This is a genomic window from Dellaglioa sp. CoH-55-MRSF-7 (assembly GCF_056782235.1).
Genome location: NZ_JBXAYI010000005.1, coordinates 30,653 through 46,070, shown reverse-complemented (window position 1 = coordinate 46,070; position 15,418 = coordinate 30,653). Strand labels below are relative to the sequence as shown.

The window sequence follows — 15,418 nt, the reverse complement described above, 5'->3', positions numbered from 1 at the left end:
CAATGAGATTGTTAGATAAATTTTTATTTAGGAGGTATATTCGTTTGGCAGATATGGACGATATTGCAAACATTAAAGATTATGCAAAAAGAATGGCCGTTATTATGAAGAATGATACATTTTCAATCGGAATCGGTGAAATTGCCGAAACAACTGGGCTCACTCAGAGTCAAATTCGTTATTGGGAACAAAAAGGCTTTATTGATTCTATTAATACTAATAAAAATCAGAATAGAAAATATTCTTACCATACCTTATCAATTATTCGATTAATTAAATCTTACTTAGACTCTGGATTTACACTTAAAACAGCTGCCGCTAAAGCAAATGCCCATAAAGAAATGGGTAAAATGGTTCGTCAGATATTTACGGATCGTTTCGTTGGCGTGGAAGAAATCGATGGTTTACCCTGTATTAATCTCGGTTTCTTTGATAAAGAAGAAACTCAAACGTTATACATTGTCATTCATGATGACTCAACTGAAATAAAAGTTGTTCCGGTAAAATAAAGAAGCTTTCAATACTTGTTTGTAGACAAGTATTGAAAGCTTCTTTATTATCATATCTATTTTAGACCCATAATCCCCCATGCAATCATGCCAATGAGTGCAAAAATAATCCAGTAATAGCGAGCTAGGAATTCCCACCCATTATTAATCGGTTTATATTGCCACTCACGCCATCTATGATTTTCGTGCCAATCTTTATCTGATTCATCTTCTTCTATAAATCGTTTAATTCTAGTTTTAAACTCTGACGTTTTTTTCACTGGCATCGCCACCAAAAAGTAATATTTCTACAGGGACGTCTAAAATTTTGGCTACCGATTCAATTTTTCCCAAATCAGGTTCAGCTTCTCCTGTTTCCCATTTTGATACAGCTTGTCTTGATACAAACAATTGATTTGCCAATTCTTCTTGTGACATTTTTTTCTCTTTACGTATTTTAACGAGTTGTTCCGCAAATATAATTTTCATCCCTATAACCTTCTTTCCTCTATTTAACATCTCAAATATTAGCATACAGCAAGGGGTGCAACAGGCAACCGCTAGTTGAAAGGGCCGCAACTAAAAATAGCATGCGGCAAATTAAATTTGCAACACACTATTTGTCTAGATTTAGTTTTGTTTTTTAATCAACTAACCGCTCAGGCATCATATCTTTTAAAAATTCAACAGCACCATCGCTAACCATTAATTTTTCCCGATCATTTTTAGCTAAGGTTCTTTTTATAGTTTCTTCTTGTCCATTCAATAACTTTGATGTCCACTTAGGATCAATTAAGAGTGAACGACCAACGGCTACTAAATCAGCGTTAGCCAAAACACCATTAACATCTTCCCGAGTCCGAACATCTCCTACCCCGATTAATGGAACACGACCATTTATCTTTTCTTGGACATAATCCATTCTTGATTTTTCATTGAAATTTATATTTCTCGAAACACTATTATACTTACCTAATGAGATATGTAGATAATCTAATTTTTTATCAGCAAGTTTATCAATCAAAATCATTGAATCTTCCATACTAATACCTGGCTTTTCATATTCTTCAGGCGAAAAGCGGTAACCAACAATAAAATCTTTTACACCTGATTGATCAACACTCTCAATAACACCATCAACTACATCATTAATGAATTTAAATCGCTTATCAAGCGTGCCACCCCAAGCATCATGACGTCTATTTGAGTGTGGTGAAAAAAATTGTTGTAGTAAATACGTATTCGCACCATGCAGTTCAACGCCATCAAATCCCGCTTTAATTGCTCGTTTTGTTGCTGATTTAAAGGATTCAATCAACTCTAAAATTTCAGTTTCTGACAATGCTTTAGGAATTTCTGCGTCTGGTCTTTCTGCCGCAACAGCACTGGCTGAAACTGGTAATTGTCCTCTAAGTACCGTTGAATTTGTCATACGACCCGCATGGAAAATTTGTAAAATAGCTTTAGTCCCATTCTTTTTGATTGCCGATGCCAATCTCGTTAGCCCGGGAATAAACTTATCATCATAGATGGCAAGTGAGCCTTCCCAACCTTTTCCATTTGCTTGGACACTGGTAGCTGCCGTAATAACAGCCCCAACTTCGCCTGAATGTAGTGCATAATAATCTGATTCATCATGTGTAACAACTTCATCATAGTAGCTCATCTTAACGGTCATTGGCGCCATTAAGATTCTATTTTTCAATTCCAATCCCCGCCTGAATCTAAAGGTATCCGTCATCTTTTTTGTCATCGTTATTCTCCCATTCAGTCGTTAGTTTTATTTAAATTAGTCATACCATACTACTCAAAATTATGTTGCTAGATTAAATGATGCGCTCATTGTCTCACTTACAAAGAAATCTCTCAATGATGATAAATCTTAATTTTTTCTATTATTCAAACTCAATTATTATGATTCCTTCATCAGATAGGTATAATAAAATTAAAATACATGCTATTTAAGGAGCAAACCATTATGAAATTCAGACAATTAATTTATACAGTAACTCTTACAACATTAGCTGTCTTGAGTCTAGGATCTGTTGCCTCTGCTGCAACTAATGATTCAAGCTCAGCTTCATCAACATCGGGCACAACAACTGACTGGTCAAATCCAGTTGTCACATTAGGAACAAGTTTAACAGATTCACAAAAATCAGGAACACTTTCAACTTTAACAGCTAGCTTAAACGGTAGTTCTTCATATTCGACATTACCCGTAAATGGCGCAACTTTAGTTAAATATCTCAATAGTTCTGGTGGCTCATTTACATCAACTTCAGGTGTCTGGTCATCTGCTATGGTTCAAAAAACGAGCAGTGGTTCTGGTATCAACGTTGAAATTTTAGACTACAATGGTAAAAATAACATCACCACAATTACAGAAAACCAATATAAAAACGCCGCATTAACAGCTGGTGTAACTGATGCCAATATCTATGTCACTTCTGCTACACCAATAGATGGATCAGGTGCTTTAGCTGGTGTTTATGCAGCCTTCGCTACAAACGGGGACGCTCTAAATACAAAACAAGTCACTGCCGCACAAAATGAAATGTCGACTTTAAGTGACATTACACAAGCCAATAAAAGCAAAGATGGGTATACTGATTCACAATTGAATAACGCTGTAGCCGGTGCTAAAAATGATATGGCTAAAGAAGGTAGTTCTATTACAAATAATCAAATTACTACTATTGTAAATAACCAAATCACAAATAATAACTTAACAAATGTCATTACTGATAATCAAAAACAAGATATTATTGCCGTGTTAATCAAGATTCGTGATTCAGGTGCTTTAGATTCATCAAATTTCAAATCACAAGCAAGTAAAGTTGCAACAAATATTCAAGATGGTGCTAAAGATATTTTCAGCAAATTAGACACAGCTGAAAATCGAAACTTCCTACAAAAAATTTGGGACGCAATTGTTTCATTTTTTAACGCTATCTGGTCAGCTATTAGTTCTTGGATTTCATAAATAAAACTAACCATATAGGTTTTAAGAAGAACTTACAGTTTTAGACTAAAAATCTTACTGTAGGTTTTTTTAGTTAACTAATCAAACGGAGGCATGATACTATCACGAAGAAAAAAATATTAAGTGTCATTTTCATCCTATTAATAGTAAGTGCCGCATGTACCTTTTACGCATTTAAAATAGAGCCTTACCGCGTTGTCGTTAAAAATATTGCTTTAAATAAGGCAGATACTACTAAAAAGAAACTTAAAATTGTGCAAATTAGTGATGTCGAAATAGCAGATGATTATACACCTGAAAATTTCGGAAAAATTGTTAATAAAATCAATCAAGAAAAACCAGATTTGGTCTTATTTACAGGTGATTTATTCAGCAATTACAATCAATACCATCCCGTAACAGCTATTGTTCAAAAACTAAGTGAAATTAAATCAACCTATGGAAAATACGCAGTATATGGAAATAAAGATTACGGTGGCGGTGCAGCCAGAGTTTACACTACTGTAATGAATCAAGGTGGTTTTACTGTCCTTAAAAATAGTTCAACGACTATCAATGTAGGTGGAAATTCATCCATTTGGTTGGGTGGTGTAGATGACTCTCAATTAGGTATCCCCGATGTCCAAACGACAGTAGCTCCTGATAAATCCAATTCAACGTACCATATTTTAATGGCTCATGAACCTAGTTTGTCAAATGGTTCATTTAATACCGTCGATTTAATTTTAAGTGGTCACACACATGGTGGCCAAATTCGTATTCCTTTCACTAATAAAGGATTATTATCTGATCATGACGGAGATGGTGGCTACTCTAGTGGCCTTTATACACTAAAGAACAATACAAAATTATATGTTAATAGTGGTATTGGAACATCTCGAATCTCAGCTCGATTCCTAGTACCTCCACAGATTGCAGTATTTGACTTGTATCTTTAGTAATAGTCATTTTAAGCTACTCATAATTATTGGACAAAAAAAGTGTATCGTCAAAAATTAATTGACGATACACTTTTTTTAAACATTTTTACGTTTGAAAACAAAATAACCTAAAAATAAAAATAGTGCCGTATAAGCTAGATTACCTATAATCAATTCGTTATTCGTTAATTGAGTTAGTTTTTCAAACTCCTGTCCGTCTGCCCACTGATTACTTAAATTCATCATATTAAGTGGATTCCATTTAATCCAATCCCATTTAGCAATAGCTAACATTTGGATTCCTGATAAAATAGATGTTAAGAAATAAAAAACAATACCAGCTGCAATCGAAGCACCTGAACTACTAAAGATACTAGCCAATAATAATACCAAACTTAAAATCAACCAGGTACTAATAAAATTCCCCACTAACGTTGTTATTAAAGACATAACAATCGTTTGGTTATCTATTTTATCTGACAAGGATACCATTGGTAAAAGCACTAATTTAGCTATAATTGAAGCCACGAATATTAAAACATTCAAATAAATCGAATAGATTAATATTGTAAGCCATTTACTAGCTAAAACAGCTCCACGTGAATATTTCCGATAAAGCAAATCCTTAATTGTACCAAACTGTGTTTCCATAGCAATAATAACACTTGCTGACGCAATTAAAATGAAAATAATTAATTGAATAGATCCAAATCCACTTTGTACCATGCTTGCTGGATCGAAAATCGAACTATATATTTTTGTTAAAAGTGCTACCCCAAAAATAAAAACAAGTAATATCGCTGATATAATCGCTGTAGATTTCTTTTTACCTAACTTAAATAATTCTTGTTTAACTAAAGTTAACATTAAGCCTTACCTCCGTCATTACTATCTAATAAATTCAATAGTGATTCTTCCATATCATGTTCTTGATGACGTACATCATTTATTTGAATTTTATTATCGTAGAGCACTTGGATAATATTTGCTAAAGTATCTTGTTCGTCTACCTTTACTTTAACTGTTTGATCAACTGCCAATTCATAATTAGCGGCCTTTAAAAGAACTTTAGCTTGCTCGTTTGACGTCGTCTCTAGTAAAACATATCGCTTACTACTATCACTTAATTCAGTAGTAGACATTGCTTTCATTATTTTACCTTCATTTAAAATAATAAAGTGATCAACAATTTTCTCTAATTCACCTAAAATATGACTTGAAATCAAGAACGCTGTCCCGCGTTTAGATAACTTTAAAACAAGTTCGCGGACATCACGTGTTGCTTGAGGATCTAATCCGTTCATAGGTTCATCTAAAATAATTAATCTTGGTCTATTTAATAAAGCTAATGCAATTCCTAATTTTTGCTTCATTCCTAATGAATATGATTTAGCTTTACGATTAATGTAATCTGTCATATGCAAATCAGCAACAATTTCATCTAATTCTTCTTTGGTATTGATTTCAGAGAATAATTTTAAATGATCATAGCCACTTAAAAATGGATAGATACCAGGATATTCAATTAAGGCACCAACTTCTTCTAACCCTTGATGGCTAGTTGTTGATACAATTTTACCGTCAATTGTTATTTCTCCAGTTTGGTAATTTGATAATCCAAGAATTGATTTCATGATGGTTGTTTTACCAGCGCCATTAGCACCAACAAGCCCAACAATCTCACCTTCTGCGATTGTAAAATTAATACCTTTGAGGACTACCTTTTTACCGAAACTTTTAGTTAAATTGTTTATTGTTAACATTTCTTTCAAATTGAATCCCTCCCAATAATTGCTTTTACATTCCTATAAACAGTAGTTTAGCACAATTCCCTTTTATTACATACTAACAAGTCTGTAAGGTCAAAATGGCTACCTATTCTTAGAGAAATAGGTAGCCATTTTACTTTTATTTTTTATTTTTCGAAAAAATACGTTGCAATTTTTGACTAATATTTTGTGGACGATAAATAACAATATAAGCAACAATGACTGTAATACAGCCGCTTATCAAGCCATATCCTATTTTTTCCCCAATTGTATCATAATTAACTACAGCCATTAAAATAGCTATATAAGCCGTTGTAAAAATGAGTAGTGGTAGTTTTAAATAATCGAATTGTAAATAAGGACTATCCTGTTCTAATGATAATTTGTTGAAATAATGAACTGCCATCACTATCATCAATAACCCAGCAATCAAGTATATAAATCCTAGTACAAGATAATAAGTATTAGACATGTCTTGCGTTTGATCAAAAATGAATCCTTCAAAGTAAGCAAACCATATCAAGGCCGAGCCAGTGAATCCCAACGCAGTGACGACAGATGCTACAACCCGACGAACTAAAACACCTACCACAAGGCCAACACTGTATAGCGCAATCAATTGACTACTATCTAAGAATAAATGTATCATTCTATCTGATATAAAATTTGGATTACTTACTGAGATAGCTACATCAGCAACAAATGTTGTTATAATTGAACCTACAATAAAAGTAAGTAAGGCAGGTAGTAACATTAGACCAATTTTTTTTAAGAAAATGCGTTTTCTAGAAAATGAGCTTGAAAATATAAATTCATTAAATTTAGTTTGCATATCATACATATTAGTAAATATCCCTAATAAGATAGCACCCAGACTAAAAATAACTAGTGCTGTTTTTGCATTTTGAAATGTACCATCATGAATACTTACATCTTTTATTTTAATATTATTTTTTTCATATGTTGCTCTGCTAACTGAACCTATTTTACGATGATCCGCTTTTGCCGAATCTTTTTCACTTTGAACAAACTCTGTATAAGTAAGATTGGCCGCGTCTATTCCCGTAGTGTCAACCGAATTATGTAGTGTAAACCCCATAACAACCACAATAAGTGCAACAAGTGATAAAACAATCCACTTATATCTCTGCCAAATAATCTGATTCAATCTTCTATTAACTGTCACTACTTCCCACCTCCGGTATTTTCTTTAGCCGAAAGACTTGCTCGGAATAAATCTTCCAACGTTAACGGTAATTCTTCGAATAATGCCGGATCTTCAGCTTCAATTTGAGCTTCAATTTCATCTGAATAGTGTTCAAATAAAACAGTGACGACACGACCTTGAATACTCATTGCTCGGCTATTTTCTTTAATGAAAGCTGGAATTTCTTTTGATTTAAACACCAATTGAACTTTTCGTGATTCTGAACGCGTGTCTTCCAAACGATAATCACTCACAATATGTCCATCTTTTAAAACCATTGCGCGATCGATTAATCGATCTAATTCTTCTAAATTATGTGAAGAAATAAGTACACTTCGCTGGTCTTCAGCAACGGCATCAATAATAATTTGGAAAACTTGTTTACGGACAATTACATCTAACCCGTCCAGTGGTTCATCTAAAATAACATATGGTGCACCAGTGGAAAAGGCCAAAATAATATTAAATAATCCTTGCATCCCTTTAGAAAATTGACGATATTTTGTTTGTTTAGGTAGGTTGTATTCTGTGACCCAATTATCATATTTTTGACGATCAAACGTTTGATAAGCGAGTTCATAGAATTCGACAATCTTATCTATTGTGTAGCTGTCTAAAAAATTATTCTGTGTATCTAAATAAAAGAGTTTTTCCTTCAATGATGAATCTTCTTTCATCCATTGATCATCAATTAAAATATCACCTTGATCTGGTATGTATTGGCCTGAAATTGATCTGAATAAGGTTGTTTTACCAACTCCATTACGACCAATTAGACCCACTATTTCCCCTGGGACTAAAGACATATTAATATCATTAAGTATCTCTTTGTCACTAATTTTCTCTGATAAACCTTTAATTTCAAATCCCATTCTTAGTCCTCCTTTTCAAAATACGACTTAACCCAACCCTGAATCTCATCTTCTTGGACACCGAGATAGGTCACTTCTTTAATCGTATCTAACAATGCCTCACGATTTTTTTGGATTTGTCGTTCATCGCGATTGCTCTCATTATTGGCTTTGACATATGTCCCTCGACCTTTAACTGTCACGATTACATCCTGTGATTCTAAAACTTTATACGCTTTACTAACCGTATTTGGATTCATTTCATGAATTTTAGCCATTTCTCTAACTGACGGCAACTTGTCTTCTGTCTGCAAAATTCCTTTAAAAATATCTTCTTTTATACCTGATATCAATTGTTCATAAAACGGTTTACTACTCGTCTTATTAATTTGCAATTATCTCACCTCATCCATGTGTACTATAATACATAGTACACATATTAAATACAACCCTTTTAGACATAAAAAAAGAGATAATAACAAATTGTTATTATCTCTTTCAATTACATTTATTAAACTGTAGCGTTCACAAAGGCTTGGAATAAACCTTCTGGACGTTGTGGTCTTGATAAAAATTCTGGATGGTATTGAGCTGCCACAAAGAATTTATTTTCAGGAATTTCAACAACTTCAACTAAACGATTATCTGGAGATGTTCCAGCAAAAACCAATCCTTTATCAGCAAGTTGTTCACGGTATTCGTTATTAAATTCATAACGATGACGGTGACGTTCTTGGATAACTTCTTGATTATCATAAGCTGCAGCTGCTACCGTTCCTGGTTTTAATTTACATGGATATAAACCAAGACGTTGTGTTCCACCCATATCTTCAACATCTTCTTGATCTGTCATCAAGTCGATAATGTTATGTGGTGTTTCTGGAACAGCTTCAGTTGAATGTGCGCCTTGGAGCCCAACAACGTTACGTGCAAATTCAATACATGCCATTTGCATACCAAGACAAACACCTAAGAATGGAACATTATTTTCACGCGCATATTGAATTGAAAGAATCATCCCTTCAAGTCCACGATTACCGAATCCTCCTGGAACGATGATTCCATCAGCATCTTGCAACGTTTCAACAATATTACTTTCATCTAATTTTTCTGCATCAACCATTGTGATTTTAACATCAGCATCAACAGTGTATCCAGCATGTTTCAATGCTTCGGCAACAGAAATATAAGCATCTGGCAATTTAACATATTTACCAACCAACGCAATATTGATTGTTTTCTTCAAATTTAAAACTTGTGTTTCAAGTTTTTGCCATTCAGTCATATCTGCTTCTGGTGTTGTTAATTTCAAATGATCAACAACGATTTGGTCCATTTTTTGTTTTTGTAACGCTAAAGGAATCGTATATAATGTATCAACATCCATTGATTCAATAACGGCTTCTGGTTCAACATCACAGAAATTAGCTAATTTATTACGCATATCTTGCGAGATATGTTCTTCAGTCCGAACAACCAACATATCTGGTTGAATACCCAATCCGCGTAATTCTTTAACACTATGTTGTGTAGGTTTCGTTTTCATTTCACCTGCAGCTTTTAGGTAAGGAATCAATGTTGTATGAATATAAATAACATTATCTGAACCGACATCAGCTTTCATTTGACGTAATGCTTCAAGGAAAGGCAATGATTCAATATCACCAACAGTTCCACCTATTTCAGTAATTACAACATCAGAATCCGTTGTTGTTCCAGCACGCATAATTTTTTCTTTAATTGTATTTGTAATATGTGGTATAACTTGAACTGTGGCACCCAAATAATCACCACGACGTTCTTTTTGTAAAACTTCTGAATAAATTTTACCAGTCGTTACGTTTGAATATTGATTTAAGTTAATATCAATAAAACGTTCATAATGACCAAGATCTAAATCAGTCTCTGTACCATCATCAGTTACGAAAACTTCCCCATGTTGATAGGGACTCATTGTTCCTGGATCCACATTGATATAAGGATCAAACTTTTGAATAGTAACTTTCAAGCCTCTATTCTTTAATAAACGGCCAAGAGATGCTGCAACAATCCCTTTACCAATTGACGAAACAACGCCACCTGTAACAAATATATATTTGGTCATTATAAATCTCCTTTGGGTTAATTTTTGTGGGGATTCTGTGTTTGTGGCCTGATAGTTATTGTTCATTATGTCTATAAAAAACAACAAGCCCCCTAAGCCGAGTAGAATAATCTAATCAGTGTAGGGAGCTTGTATCAACCGTGCGTTTGTCCTCGCAAGAAATACCTGCGAGGCGCCCAAAAAATATATTACAGGGTTTTGACGAAATCGTCAAGTCCTTTTAATTATTTTCCTCGTCGTCTTCTGCATCTTCATCGGATATTTCAGATAATTGATCTTCAATACCTTCTGGTAATTCTTCTTCATCATCAGAATTACTATCAGCTATTTCATCTAAATCTTTATCATAACCTTTAATTTCTGTATCTTCATCATCATCTTCGTCGTCATCTTCATAAGTTGCATCTAAATCGTCGTCCTCAGGATCATCATCATTGTAATCAATAACGTCATCATCATCAGCGGCATCTGCTAAGAAAGCATTAACTTTCTTACGTTTTTTACGTTTAGGACGATCTTCATCGTCTTCATCTTCTACATGAGCAACAGCTTCATCGATTGAATCGAAGGGATACCATGAACGTAATCCCCATAAGTTCTCTCCAAGTGAAATGAAGCTACCATCAGCATTTAAATCTGTGTAAAATTGTGATAAGCGATCTCTCACTTCTAAATCATTTTTACCAAGATATGTTTGGATTTCATTAGTTAAGTCAGCAAAACCCATGACGTCACCATGTTGCGATAAGATTGCGTGAGCAACCTCGATCATTGATAACTCGTCTTTGTTTTGGCCATCGAATTGTTTAAGCTCCAACTAGCACACGTCCTTTCCAAAAGTCTACTCTTAATCATACATTTTTATGCCGTAAATTGCAATCGTATATTATAGTCTCCCAACAATTCACCGCTTGTTGTTAAGCGATAATCAATATCAAGTGATCCCGAAATTGGTTGGCTATTTAACTGACTTTTTAATTGCGTTGTTTCAATTTCAATTGGAATACGACCATACGCTGTTTTATAAACCCCATTAATTTTTTTTTGCGCTAAAAAAATTAATTTTGTGCGTATATCATCTGTTTCTCGAGTTAATTGAATTTCACCATCATCTTGCAATTTAAAGGTAACTGGATTTTTTTTACCAGACTCTGCGTCTTCTTCTTTATATCTGATATACATCCCATCGCCTAAACGAACGAGTTGTCCCGTTGTTTCGATGACATAGCGTTCAACTTCGCCTTCTTGTGTTTTAATTGTTTCCAAATGGATCGCAATTTGTTTATCTAACGTGATTGCCATACAACTTAATTCCTCCATTCACCTTATCGTTTCACTGTATTATAACTTAGATTTAAATGAATGTCGTTACCTATAATCATCATTATGTCATGACTAAATTACGAATGTTCGTTATAATAGAAGTATTACGAACTTATTTACTATCTAAATTTTCGAGGAGGGATTCTATTGCTCGAACAATCGCCGTTACTTGCTAGAGAAAAAGTGTTACGTGATCCTATTCACGATTACATTTATGTGCAACATCAAGTTATTTTAGATTTAATTAATACTAAAGAATTCCAACGTTTACGCCGAATTAAACAGCTCGGTACAACTTCATTAACTTTTCATGGAGCGGAACATTCACGTTTCACCCATTCCGTGGGTGTTTATGAAATCACACGTCGAATCTGCGATAATTTCCAACGAAATTATCCAAGCAAAGAAGCTGGCGACGGTTTATGGGACGACTCCGAAAAATTAGTGGCGTTATGCGCTGCTCTTTTACACGATATCGGCCATGGTCCATACTCACATACTTTCGAGCACATTTTCAAAACGGACCACGAAGCTATCACTGCTCAAATTTTAACTGATCCATCAACTGAGATTAATCAAGTTTTAGCAAAAGTTTCTGCTGATTTCCCAGAAAAAGTGGCAAGTGTTATTCAAAAAACGTACCCTAATCCACAAGTTGTCCAATTGATTTCGAGTCAAATAGACGCTGATCGAATGGATTACTTATTACGTGATTCTTACTACACTGGTACAAATTATGGTACATTTGACTTAACTCGGATTTTACGTGTGATGCGTCCTTATAAAGGCGGGATTGCATTTGATATCAATGGGATGCATGCCGTTGAAGATTATATTGTCAGCCGATTCCAAATGTACGTCCAAGTTTATTTCCATCCTATTTCTAGATCAATGGAAGTTATTTTAAGTCATTTATTAAATCGGGCTAAATACCTATACGAAAATAATCGCTTAAGTGCCGAGGATTCACCAAAATTATTGATTCCACTTTTTAAAAATGAATTTTCATTAGATGATTATTTACAATTAGATGACGGTGTTTTAACCACTTACTTCACGGAATGGCGTCAAAATACTGATAATATCTTAAGTGACTTAGCTGTCCGTTTCCTGGATCGCAAACCATTTAAATCAATCAAATTTGATGAAGAGACTGTTGATTTATTACCTACTCTAGAACGTCTTATTGAATCAGCTGGCTTTCAACCTGACTACTATACGGCAGAAAATGACAGTTACGACTTACCTTATGATGCCTATGATCCAACCAAAGATAAGCCGCGCACCCAAATCGAATTAGCTCAAGAAGATGGTTCACTTGTTGAATTATCTAGCGTCAGTGACCTCGTTGCTTCTATTACTGGTAAAGTATCAGGCGACCGTCGTTTCTTCTTCCCAAGAGAATTAGTAAAATCAGAGAACGATTTATTCACTGACATTTATACACAATTTAGAACTTATCTTAATAATGATACTTTAATCAACCCAAAGGAGAATACACAACATGACAATTAAATTAATCGCAATCGATATTGACGGTACTCTCGTTAATGATAAAAAAGAAATCGCCCCAGAAACTATTACTACTATTAAAGCTGCTAAAGCTGCTGGCATCAAAGTTGTCCTTTGTACCGGACGTCCTTTAACAGGCGTTACAAAATACTTAGAAAAACTCGGTTTAACATCAGATGATGATTTTGTTATTACTTTTAACGGTGCTTTAGTTCAAGTTTCAGGCTCTGGTGAAGTTTTAATTCATCATACGTTAGATATTAATGATTACAACATAATCGAAGAAACAAGTCGTGAATTAAACGTCCATGTTCATGCTGAAGATCAAGCATTAATGTATACACCTAATGCTGATATCAGTGAATATTCTGTGGCAGAGTCATTCTTAGTTCAAATGCCTATTCGTTTCCGAAAACCTGAAGAAATGGACAAGAATATCGTCATTTCGAAAATGATGTATATTGATTATCCTGAAGTTATTACACGTGTCGTTAAGGAATTACCCGCAAAAATTACCGATAATTATTACTACGTTCAAAGTGAACCTTACTTTTTAGAACTCCTAAACAAAAATGCCAGCAAGGGAAATGCCGTTATGTCCTTGGCTGATAAATTAGGTTTCACCAAAGACGAGGTTATGGCACTTGGTGATCAAGGTAATGATTTATCAATGATCCAAGCAGCAGGTCTAGGTGTTGCCATGGGTAACGCCATTCAAGAAGTTAAAGATAATGCTCAAGCAGTAACTGCTACTAACGTTGAGTTAGGTGTTGCTAAAGCAATCCAAAAATATGCATTAGCTGATTAAATAAATTAAAAACGGACCTAACTTTGAATAATCAAAGTTAGGTCCGTTTTTTTGGCGAATTATCTTCTAAACAACAATCGCATAAATTCTCTAAAAGATAACTTTGATTGCTTAAATTGTTTATATAATGATCCAGCATTTTCTGCAAATCCACCATCTACAAAGTATGCTCCTACAGCAAAACACAAAACGATGATAATACCCAAAAAAATATTCATGACATCATCTCCCTAGTTTAAATAGTCACTAATACAGCAATCAAAATCAATAATGCACCAACAATAAAACAACTACGCATCAATGGTGATATTTTAAGCGGACGATTTTTTTTACTTCCTACACTTTTAACATCAATTTTACGTTCATTATAATCTTCTTTAGATTCACCTTTATCTCGTCGTTTAAACCAGCCAGCGAATAGTTGTGCTTGGCTCAAAATTAATATAATGCCGACTAGAATTAATATAATGCCAATATAAAAATATACATTAGATAAAGAAAAACTATCCCCTCCAACACGGATCCAGATAATCGCAGTAATGATTGCCAGTACACTTAATAAAAATGTGACATTCCTTTTAGCCTGTTTCATGATAGTTAGTTCCTCGCTCGCTTTTAATTTGTGCTTTGATTATATCATTCAAACCTATTAACTCACAATTTTCAGTTCACTTATCCTATAAAATCCGTTATACTTTAAGATACAGTTAACCAAATTAAAGGAGACTCATCAAACATGTTAAAAGAATTTAGAGATTTTATCACTCGCGGAAATGTGATGGATTTGGCAGTCGCTGTTATTATTGGTGGTGCATTTACAACAATCGTTAAGTCTTTCACAACTAACATCATTGGTCCTATCATTGCACTTGTCGTCGGTAAAGTTGACTTGTCAGGGATCGTTCTCACAATTGGTGATACAACTTTCAAAATCGGACAATTTTTAGACGATGTCATTAACTTTATAATCGTAGCCTTTGTTATCTTTATGTTGCTTAAAGGAATCACAGCACTTAGAAATGCAACAAGTAGATCTAATGATAAGGAAGAAGAATCTTCAGAAACGACATTAACACCTACAGAAGAATATTTAAAAGATATCCGTAACTTACTAGCTGAAAGAGATAGTGACTTACCTCGAGAAGCATCAAAAAAAATTGAAGAAAAAATTGCAAAAGAAGACTAAATAATAATTAATAAAAACTTGATTCTGATTTTTAATCGGAATCAAGTTTTTTTATTTTACTTATATTTTATCTTTTTTACATCACATTTTCTTCACAACTACTTGTTATGATAACTTCATACCTTAATTAATAACTTTTAAATTTTAATTTATTTCCCCGAATAAATTAATTTAACTCATAACTAATTTCTCCCCTGAAATTAATTATCTCTACTCCCTTTTTCCGTCAGTCTCCCCGGACTGACGGTTTTTTTATACCCTTAA

General features: G+C 33.9%; 19 protein-coding genes. 6 read left to right on the top strand and 13 right to left on the bottom strand.

Translation table 11 applies throughout. The features are described from left to right. Positions 1–53 precede the first annotated feature (53 nt). The gene (locus AC1RPU_RS06155) at positions 54–509 is read left to right on the top strand and encodes a MerR family transcriptional regulator (protein WP_481761805.1); all 456 of its coding nucleotides are present in this window, start codon (positions 54–56) and stop codon (positions 507–509) included. A gap of 56 nt (positions 510–565) precedes the next feature. Here the strand turns inward: AC1RPU_RS06155 and AC1RPU_RS06150 are convergent, their stop codons facing one another. The 3 genes from AC1RPU_RS06150 to AC1RPU_RS06140 all read right to left on the bottom strand — a co-directional run bounded on the left by AC1RPU_RS06150 (position 566) and on the right by AC1RPU_RS06140 (position 2,241). Then, positions 566–769 carry a hypothetical protein gene (locus tag AC1RPU_RS06150; protein WP_481761765.1) on the bottom strand — a complete coding sequence of 68 codons (204 nt, stop codon included), beginning with the start codon at positions 767–769 and terminating at the stop codon, positions 566–568. Further along, on the bottom strand, positions 747–977 hold the full coding sequence (locus AC1RPU_RS06145; protein ID WP_481761766.1) for a helix-turn-helix domain-containing protein: 231 nt from the start codon (positions 975–977) through the stop codon (positions 747–749). The genes AC1RPU_RS06150 and AC1RPU_RS06145 overlap by 23 nt, the downstream gene beginning before the upstream one ends. 154 nt (positions 978–1,131) lie before the next feature. After that, positions 1,132–2,241 (bottom strand): NADH-dependent flavin oxidoreductase, encoded by a 1,110-nt coding sequence (locus AC1RPU_RS06140; protein WP_481761767.1) that lies wholly within the window; start codon positions 2,239–2,241, stop codon positions 1,132–1,134. A gap of 225 nt (positions 2,242–2,466) precedes the next feature. Here AC1RPU_RS06140 and AC1RPU_RS06135 point away from each other — a divergent pair, with 225 nt between their 5' ends. Together AC1RPU_RS06135 and AC1RPU_RS06130 are read left to right on the top strand one after the other, a co-directional pair. Then, positions 2,467–3,474, top strand: coding sequence for a DUF1002 domain-containing protein (locus tag AC1RPU_RS06135; RefSeq protein ID WP_481761768.1), 1,008 nt, complete (start codon positions 2,467–2,469; stop codon positions 3,472–3,474). A 254-nt stretch (positions 3,475–3,728) separates the two neighbouring features. Further along, positions 3,729–4,412, top strand: coding sequence for a metallophosphoesterase (locus AC1RPU_RS06130; protein WP_481761769.1), 684 nt, complete (start codon positions 3,729–3,731; stop codon positions 4,410–4,412). A gap of 78 nt (positions 4,413–4,490) precedes the next feature. Here the strand turns inward: AC1RPU_RS06130 and AC1RPU_RS06125 are convergent, their stop codons facing one another. From AC1RPU_RS06125 to AC1RPU_RS06090, 8 genes are all read right to left on the bottom strand, one after another. Then, positions 4,491–5,261, bottom strand: a complete 771-nt coding sequence (locus AC1RPU_RS06125) for an ABC transporter permease (RefSeq protein WP_481761770.1) — start codon at positions 5,259–5,261, stop codon at positions 4,491–4,493. Further along, the gene (locus AC1RPU_RS06120; protein WP_481761806.1) at positions 5,261–6,157 is read right to left on the bottom strand and encodes an ABC transporter ATP-binding protein; all 897 of its coding nucleotides are present in this window, start codon (positions 6,155–6,157) and stop codon (positions 5,261–5,263) included. The genes AC1RPU_RS06125 and AC1RPU_RS06120 overlap by 1 nt, the downstream gene beginning before the upstream one ends. A 145-nt stretch (positions 6,158–6,302) precedes the next feature. After that, positions 6,303–7,349 (bottom strand): hypothetical protein, encoded by a 1,047-nt coding sequence (locus AC1RPU_RS06115; RefSeq protein ID WP_481761771.1) that lies wholly within the window; start codon positions 7,347–7,349, stop codon positions 6,303–6,305. Then, complete coding sequence (locus tag AC1RPU_RS06110) at positions 7,349–8,242, bottom strand: ATP-binding cassette domain-containing protein (RefSeq protein WP_481761772.1); 894 nt, start codon at positions 8,240–8,242, stop codon at positions 7,349–7,351. Before AC1RPU_RS06110 ends, AC1RPU_RS06115 begins: the two co-directional genes overlap by 1 nt. Positions 8,243–8,244: 2 nt before the next feature. Next, a complete protein-coding gene (locus tag AC1RPU_RS06105; RefSeq protein WP_481761773.1) occupies positions 8,245–8,616 on the bottom strand; it encodes a GntR family transcriptional regulator in 372 nt (123 codons plus the stop codon). 116 nt (positions 8,617–8,732) lie between these two features. After that, entirely contained in the window at positions 8,733–10,325 is a 1,593-nt protein-coding gene (locus AC1RPU_RS06100) for a CTP synthase (RefSeq protein ID WP_481761774.1), read from the bottom strand. 220 nt (positions 10,326–10,545) lie between these two features. After that, on the bottom strand, positions 10,546–11,142 hold the full coding sequence (gene rpoE, locus AC1RPU_RS06095) for a DNA-directed RNA polymerase subunit delta (RefSeq protein ID WP_481761775.1): 597 nt from the start codon (positions 11,140–11,142) through the stop codon (positions 10,546–10,548). A 44-nt stretch (positions 11,143–11,186) separates the two neighbouring features. Beyond that, positions 11,187–11,627 (bottom strand): YwiB family protein, encoded by a 441-nt coding sequence (locus tag AC1RPU_RS06090; RefSeq protein ID WP_481761776.1) that lies wholly within the window; start codon positions 11,625–11,627, stop codon positions 11,187–11,189. Positions 11,628–11,795: 168 nt separating this feature from the next. Between AC1RPU_RS06090 and AC1RPU_RS06085 the strand changes: the two genes are divergently transcribed. Further along, on the top strand, positions 11,796–13,163 hold the full coding sequence (locus AC1RPU_RS06085; RefSeq protein WP_481761777.1) for an HD domain-containing protein: 1,368 nt from the start codon (positions 11,796–11,798) through the stop codon (positions 13,161–13,163). Continuing rightward, positions 13,153–13,968 carry a sugar-phosphatase gene (yidA, locus tag AC1RPU_RS06080; protein WP_409021948.1) on the top strand — a complete coding sequence of 272 codons (816 nt, stop codon included), beginning with the start codon at positions 13,153–13,155 and terminating at the stop codon, positions 13,966–13,968. The genes AC1RPU_RS06085 and yidA overlap by 11 nt, the downstream gene beginning before the upstream one ends. Before the next feature lie 59 nt (positions 13,969–14,027). On the opposite strand, the gene AC1RPU_RS06075 is transcribed toward yidA, so the two are convergent. Next, positions 14,028–14,186 (bottom strand): hypothetical protein, encoded by a 159-nt coding sequence (locus AC1RPU_RS06075; RefSeq protein WP_481761778.1) that lies wholly within the window; start codon positions 14,184–14,186, stop codon positions 14,028–14,030. A gap of 17 nt (positions 14,187–14,203) precedes the next feature. Further along, positions 14,204–14,560 carry a DUF3899 domain-containing protein gene (locus tag AC1RPU_RS06070; protein ID WP_481761779.1) on the bottom strand — a complete coding sequence of 119 codons (357 nt, stop codon included), beginning with the start codon at positions 14,558–14,560 and terminating at the stop codon, positions 14,204–14,206. 144 nt (positions 14,561–14,704) lie between these two features. Between AC1RPU_RS06070 and mscL the strand changes: the two genes are divergently transcribed. Continuing rightward, positions 14,705–15,154, top strand: coding sequence for a large conductance mechanosensitive channel protein MscL (mscL, locus tag AC1RPU_RS06065; RefSeq protein WP_409021944.1), 450 nt, complete (start codon positions 14,705–14,707; stop codon positions 15,152–15,154). Positions 15,155–15,418: the final 264 nt, after the last annotated feature.

What these genes read in the sequence shown, in the direction of transcription:
- AC1RPU_RS06155 (WP_481761805.1), top strand. Translation starts at nt 54, where the DNA reads ATGGACGATATTGCAAACATTAAAGATTATGCAAAAAGAATGGCCGTT.
- AC1RPU_RS06145 (WP_481761766.1), bottom strand. Translation starts at nt 977, where the DNA reads ATGAAAATTATATTTGCGGAACAACTCGTTAAAATACGTAAAGAGAAA.
- AC1RPU_RS06140 (WP_481761767.1), bottom strand. Translation starts at nt 2,241, where the DNA reads ATGACAAAAAAGATGACGGATACCTTTAGATTCAGGCGGGGATTGGAA.
- AC1RPU_RS06135 (WP_481761768.1), top strand. Translation starts at nt 2,467, where the DNA reads ATGAAATTCAGACAATTAATTTATACAGTAACTCTTACAACATTAGCT.
- AC1RPU_RS06125 (WP_481761770.1), bottom strand. Translation starts at nt 5,261, where the DNA reads ATGTTAACTTTAGTTAAACAAGAATTATTTAAGTTAGGTAAAAAGAAA.
- AC1RPU_RS06120 (WP_481761806.1), bottom strand. Translation starts at nt 6,157, where the DNA reads ATGTTAACAATAAACAATTTAACTAAAAGTTTCGGTAAAAAGGTAGTC.
- AC1RPU_RS06110 (WP_481761772.1), bottom strand. Translation starts at nt 8,242, where the DNA reads ATGGGATTTGAAATTAAAGGTTTATCAGAGAAAATTAGTGACAAAGAG.
- AC1RPU_RS06100 (WP_481761774.1), bottom strand. Translation starts at nt 10,325, where the DNA reads ATGACCAAATATATATTTGTTACAGGTGGCGTTGTTTCGTCAATTGGT.
- AC1RPU_RS06090 (WP_481761776.1), bottom strand. Translation starts at nt 11,627, where the DNA reads ATGGCAATCACGTTAGATAAACAAATTGCGATCCATTTGGAAACAATT.
- yidA (WP_409021948.1), top strand. Translation starts at nt 13,153, where the DNA reads ATGACAATTAAATTAATCGCAATCGATATTGACGGTACTCTCGTTAAT.
- AC1RPU_RS06075 (WP_481761778.1), bottom strand. Translation starts at nt 14,186, where the DNA reads ATGAATATTTTTTTGGGTATTATCATCGTTTTGTGTTTTGCTGTAGGA.
- AC1RPU_RS06070 (WP_481761779.1), bottom strand. Translation starts at nt 14,560, where the DNA reads ATGAAACAGGCTAAAAGGAATGTCACATTTTTATTAAGTGTACTGGCA.
- mscL (WP_409021944.1), top strand. Translation starts at nt 14,705, where the DNA reads ATGTTAAAAGAATTTAGAGATTTTATCACTCGCGGAAATGTGATGGAT.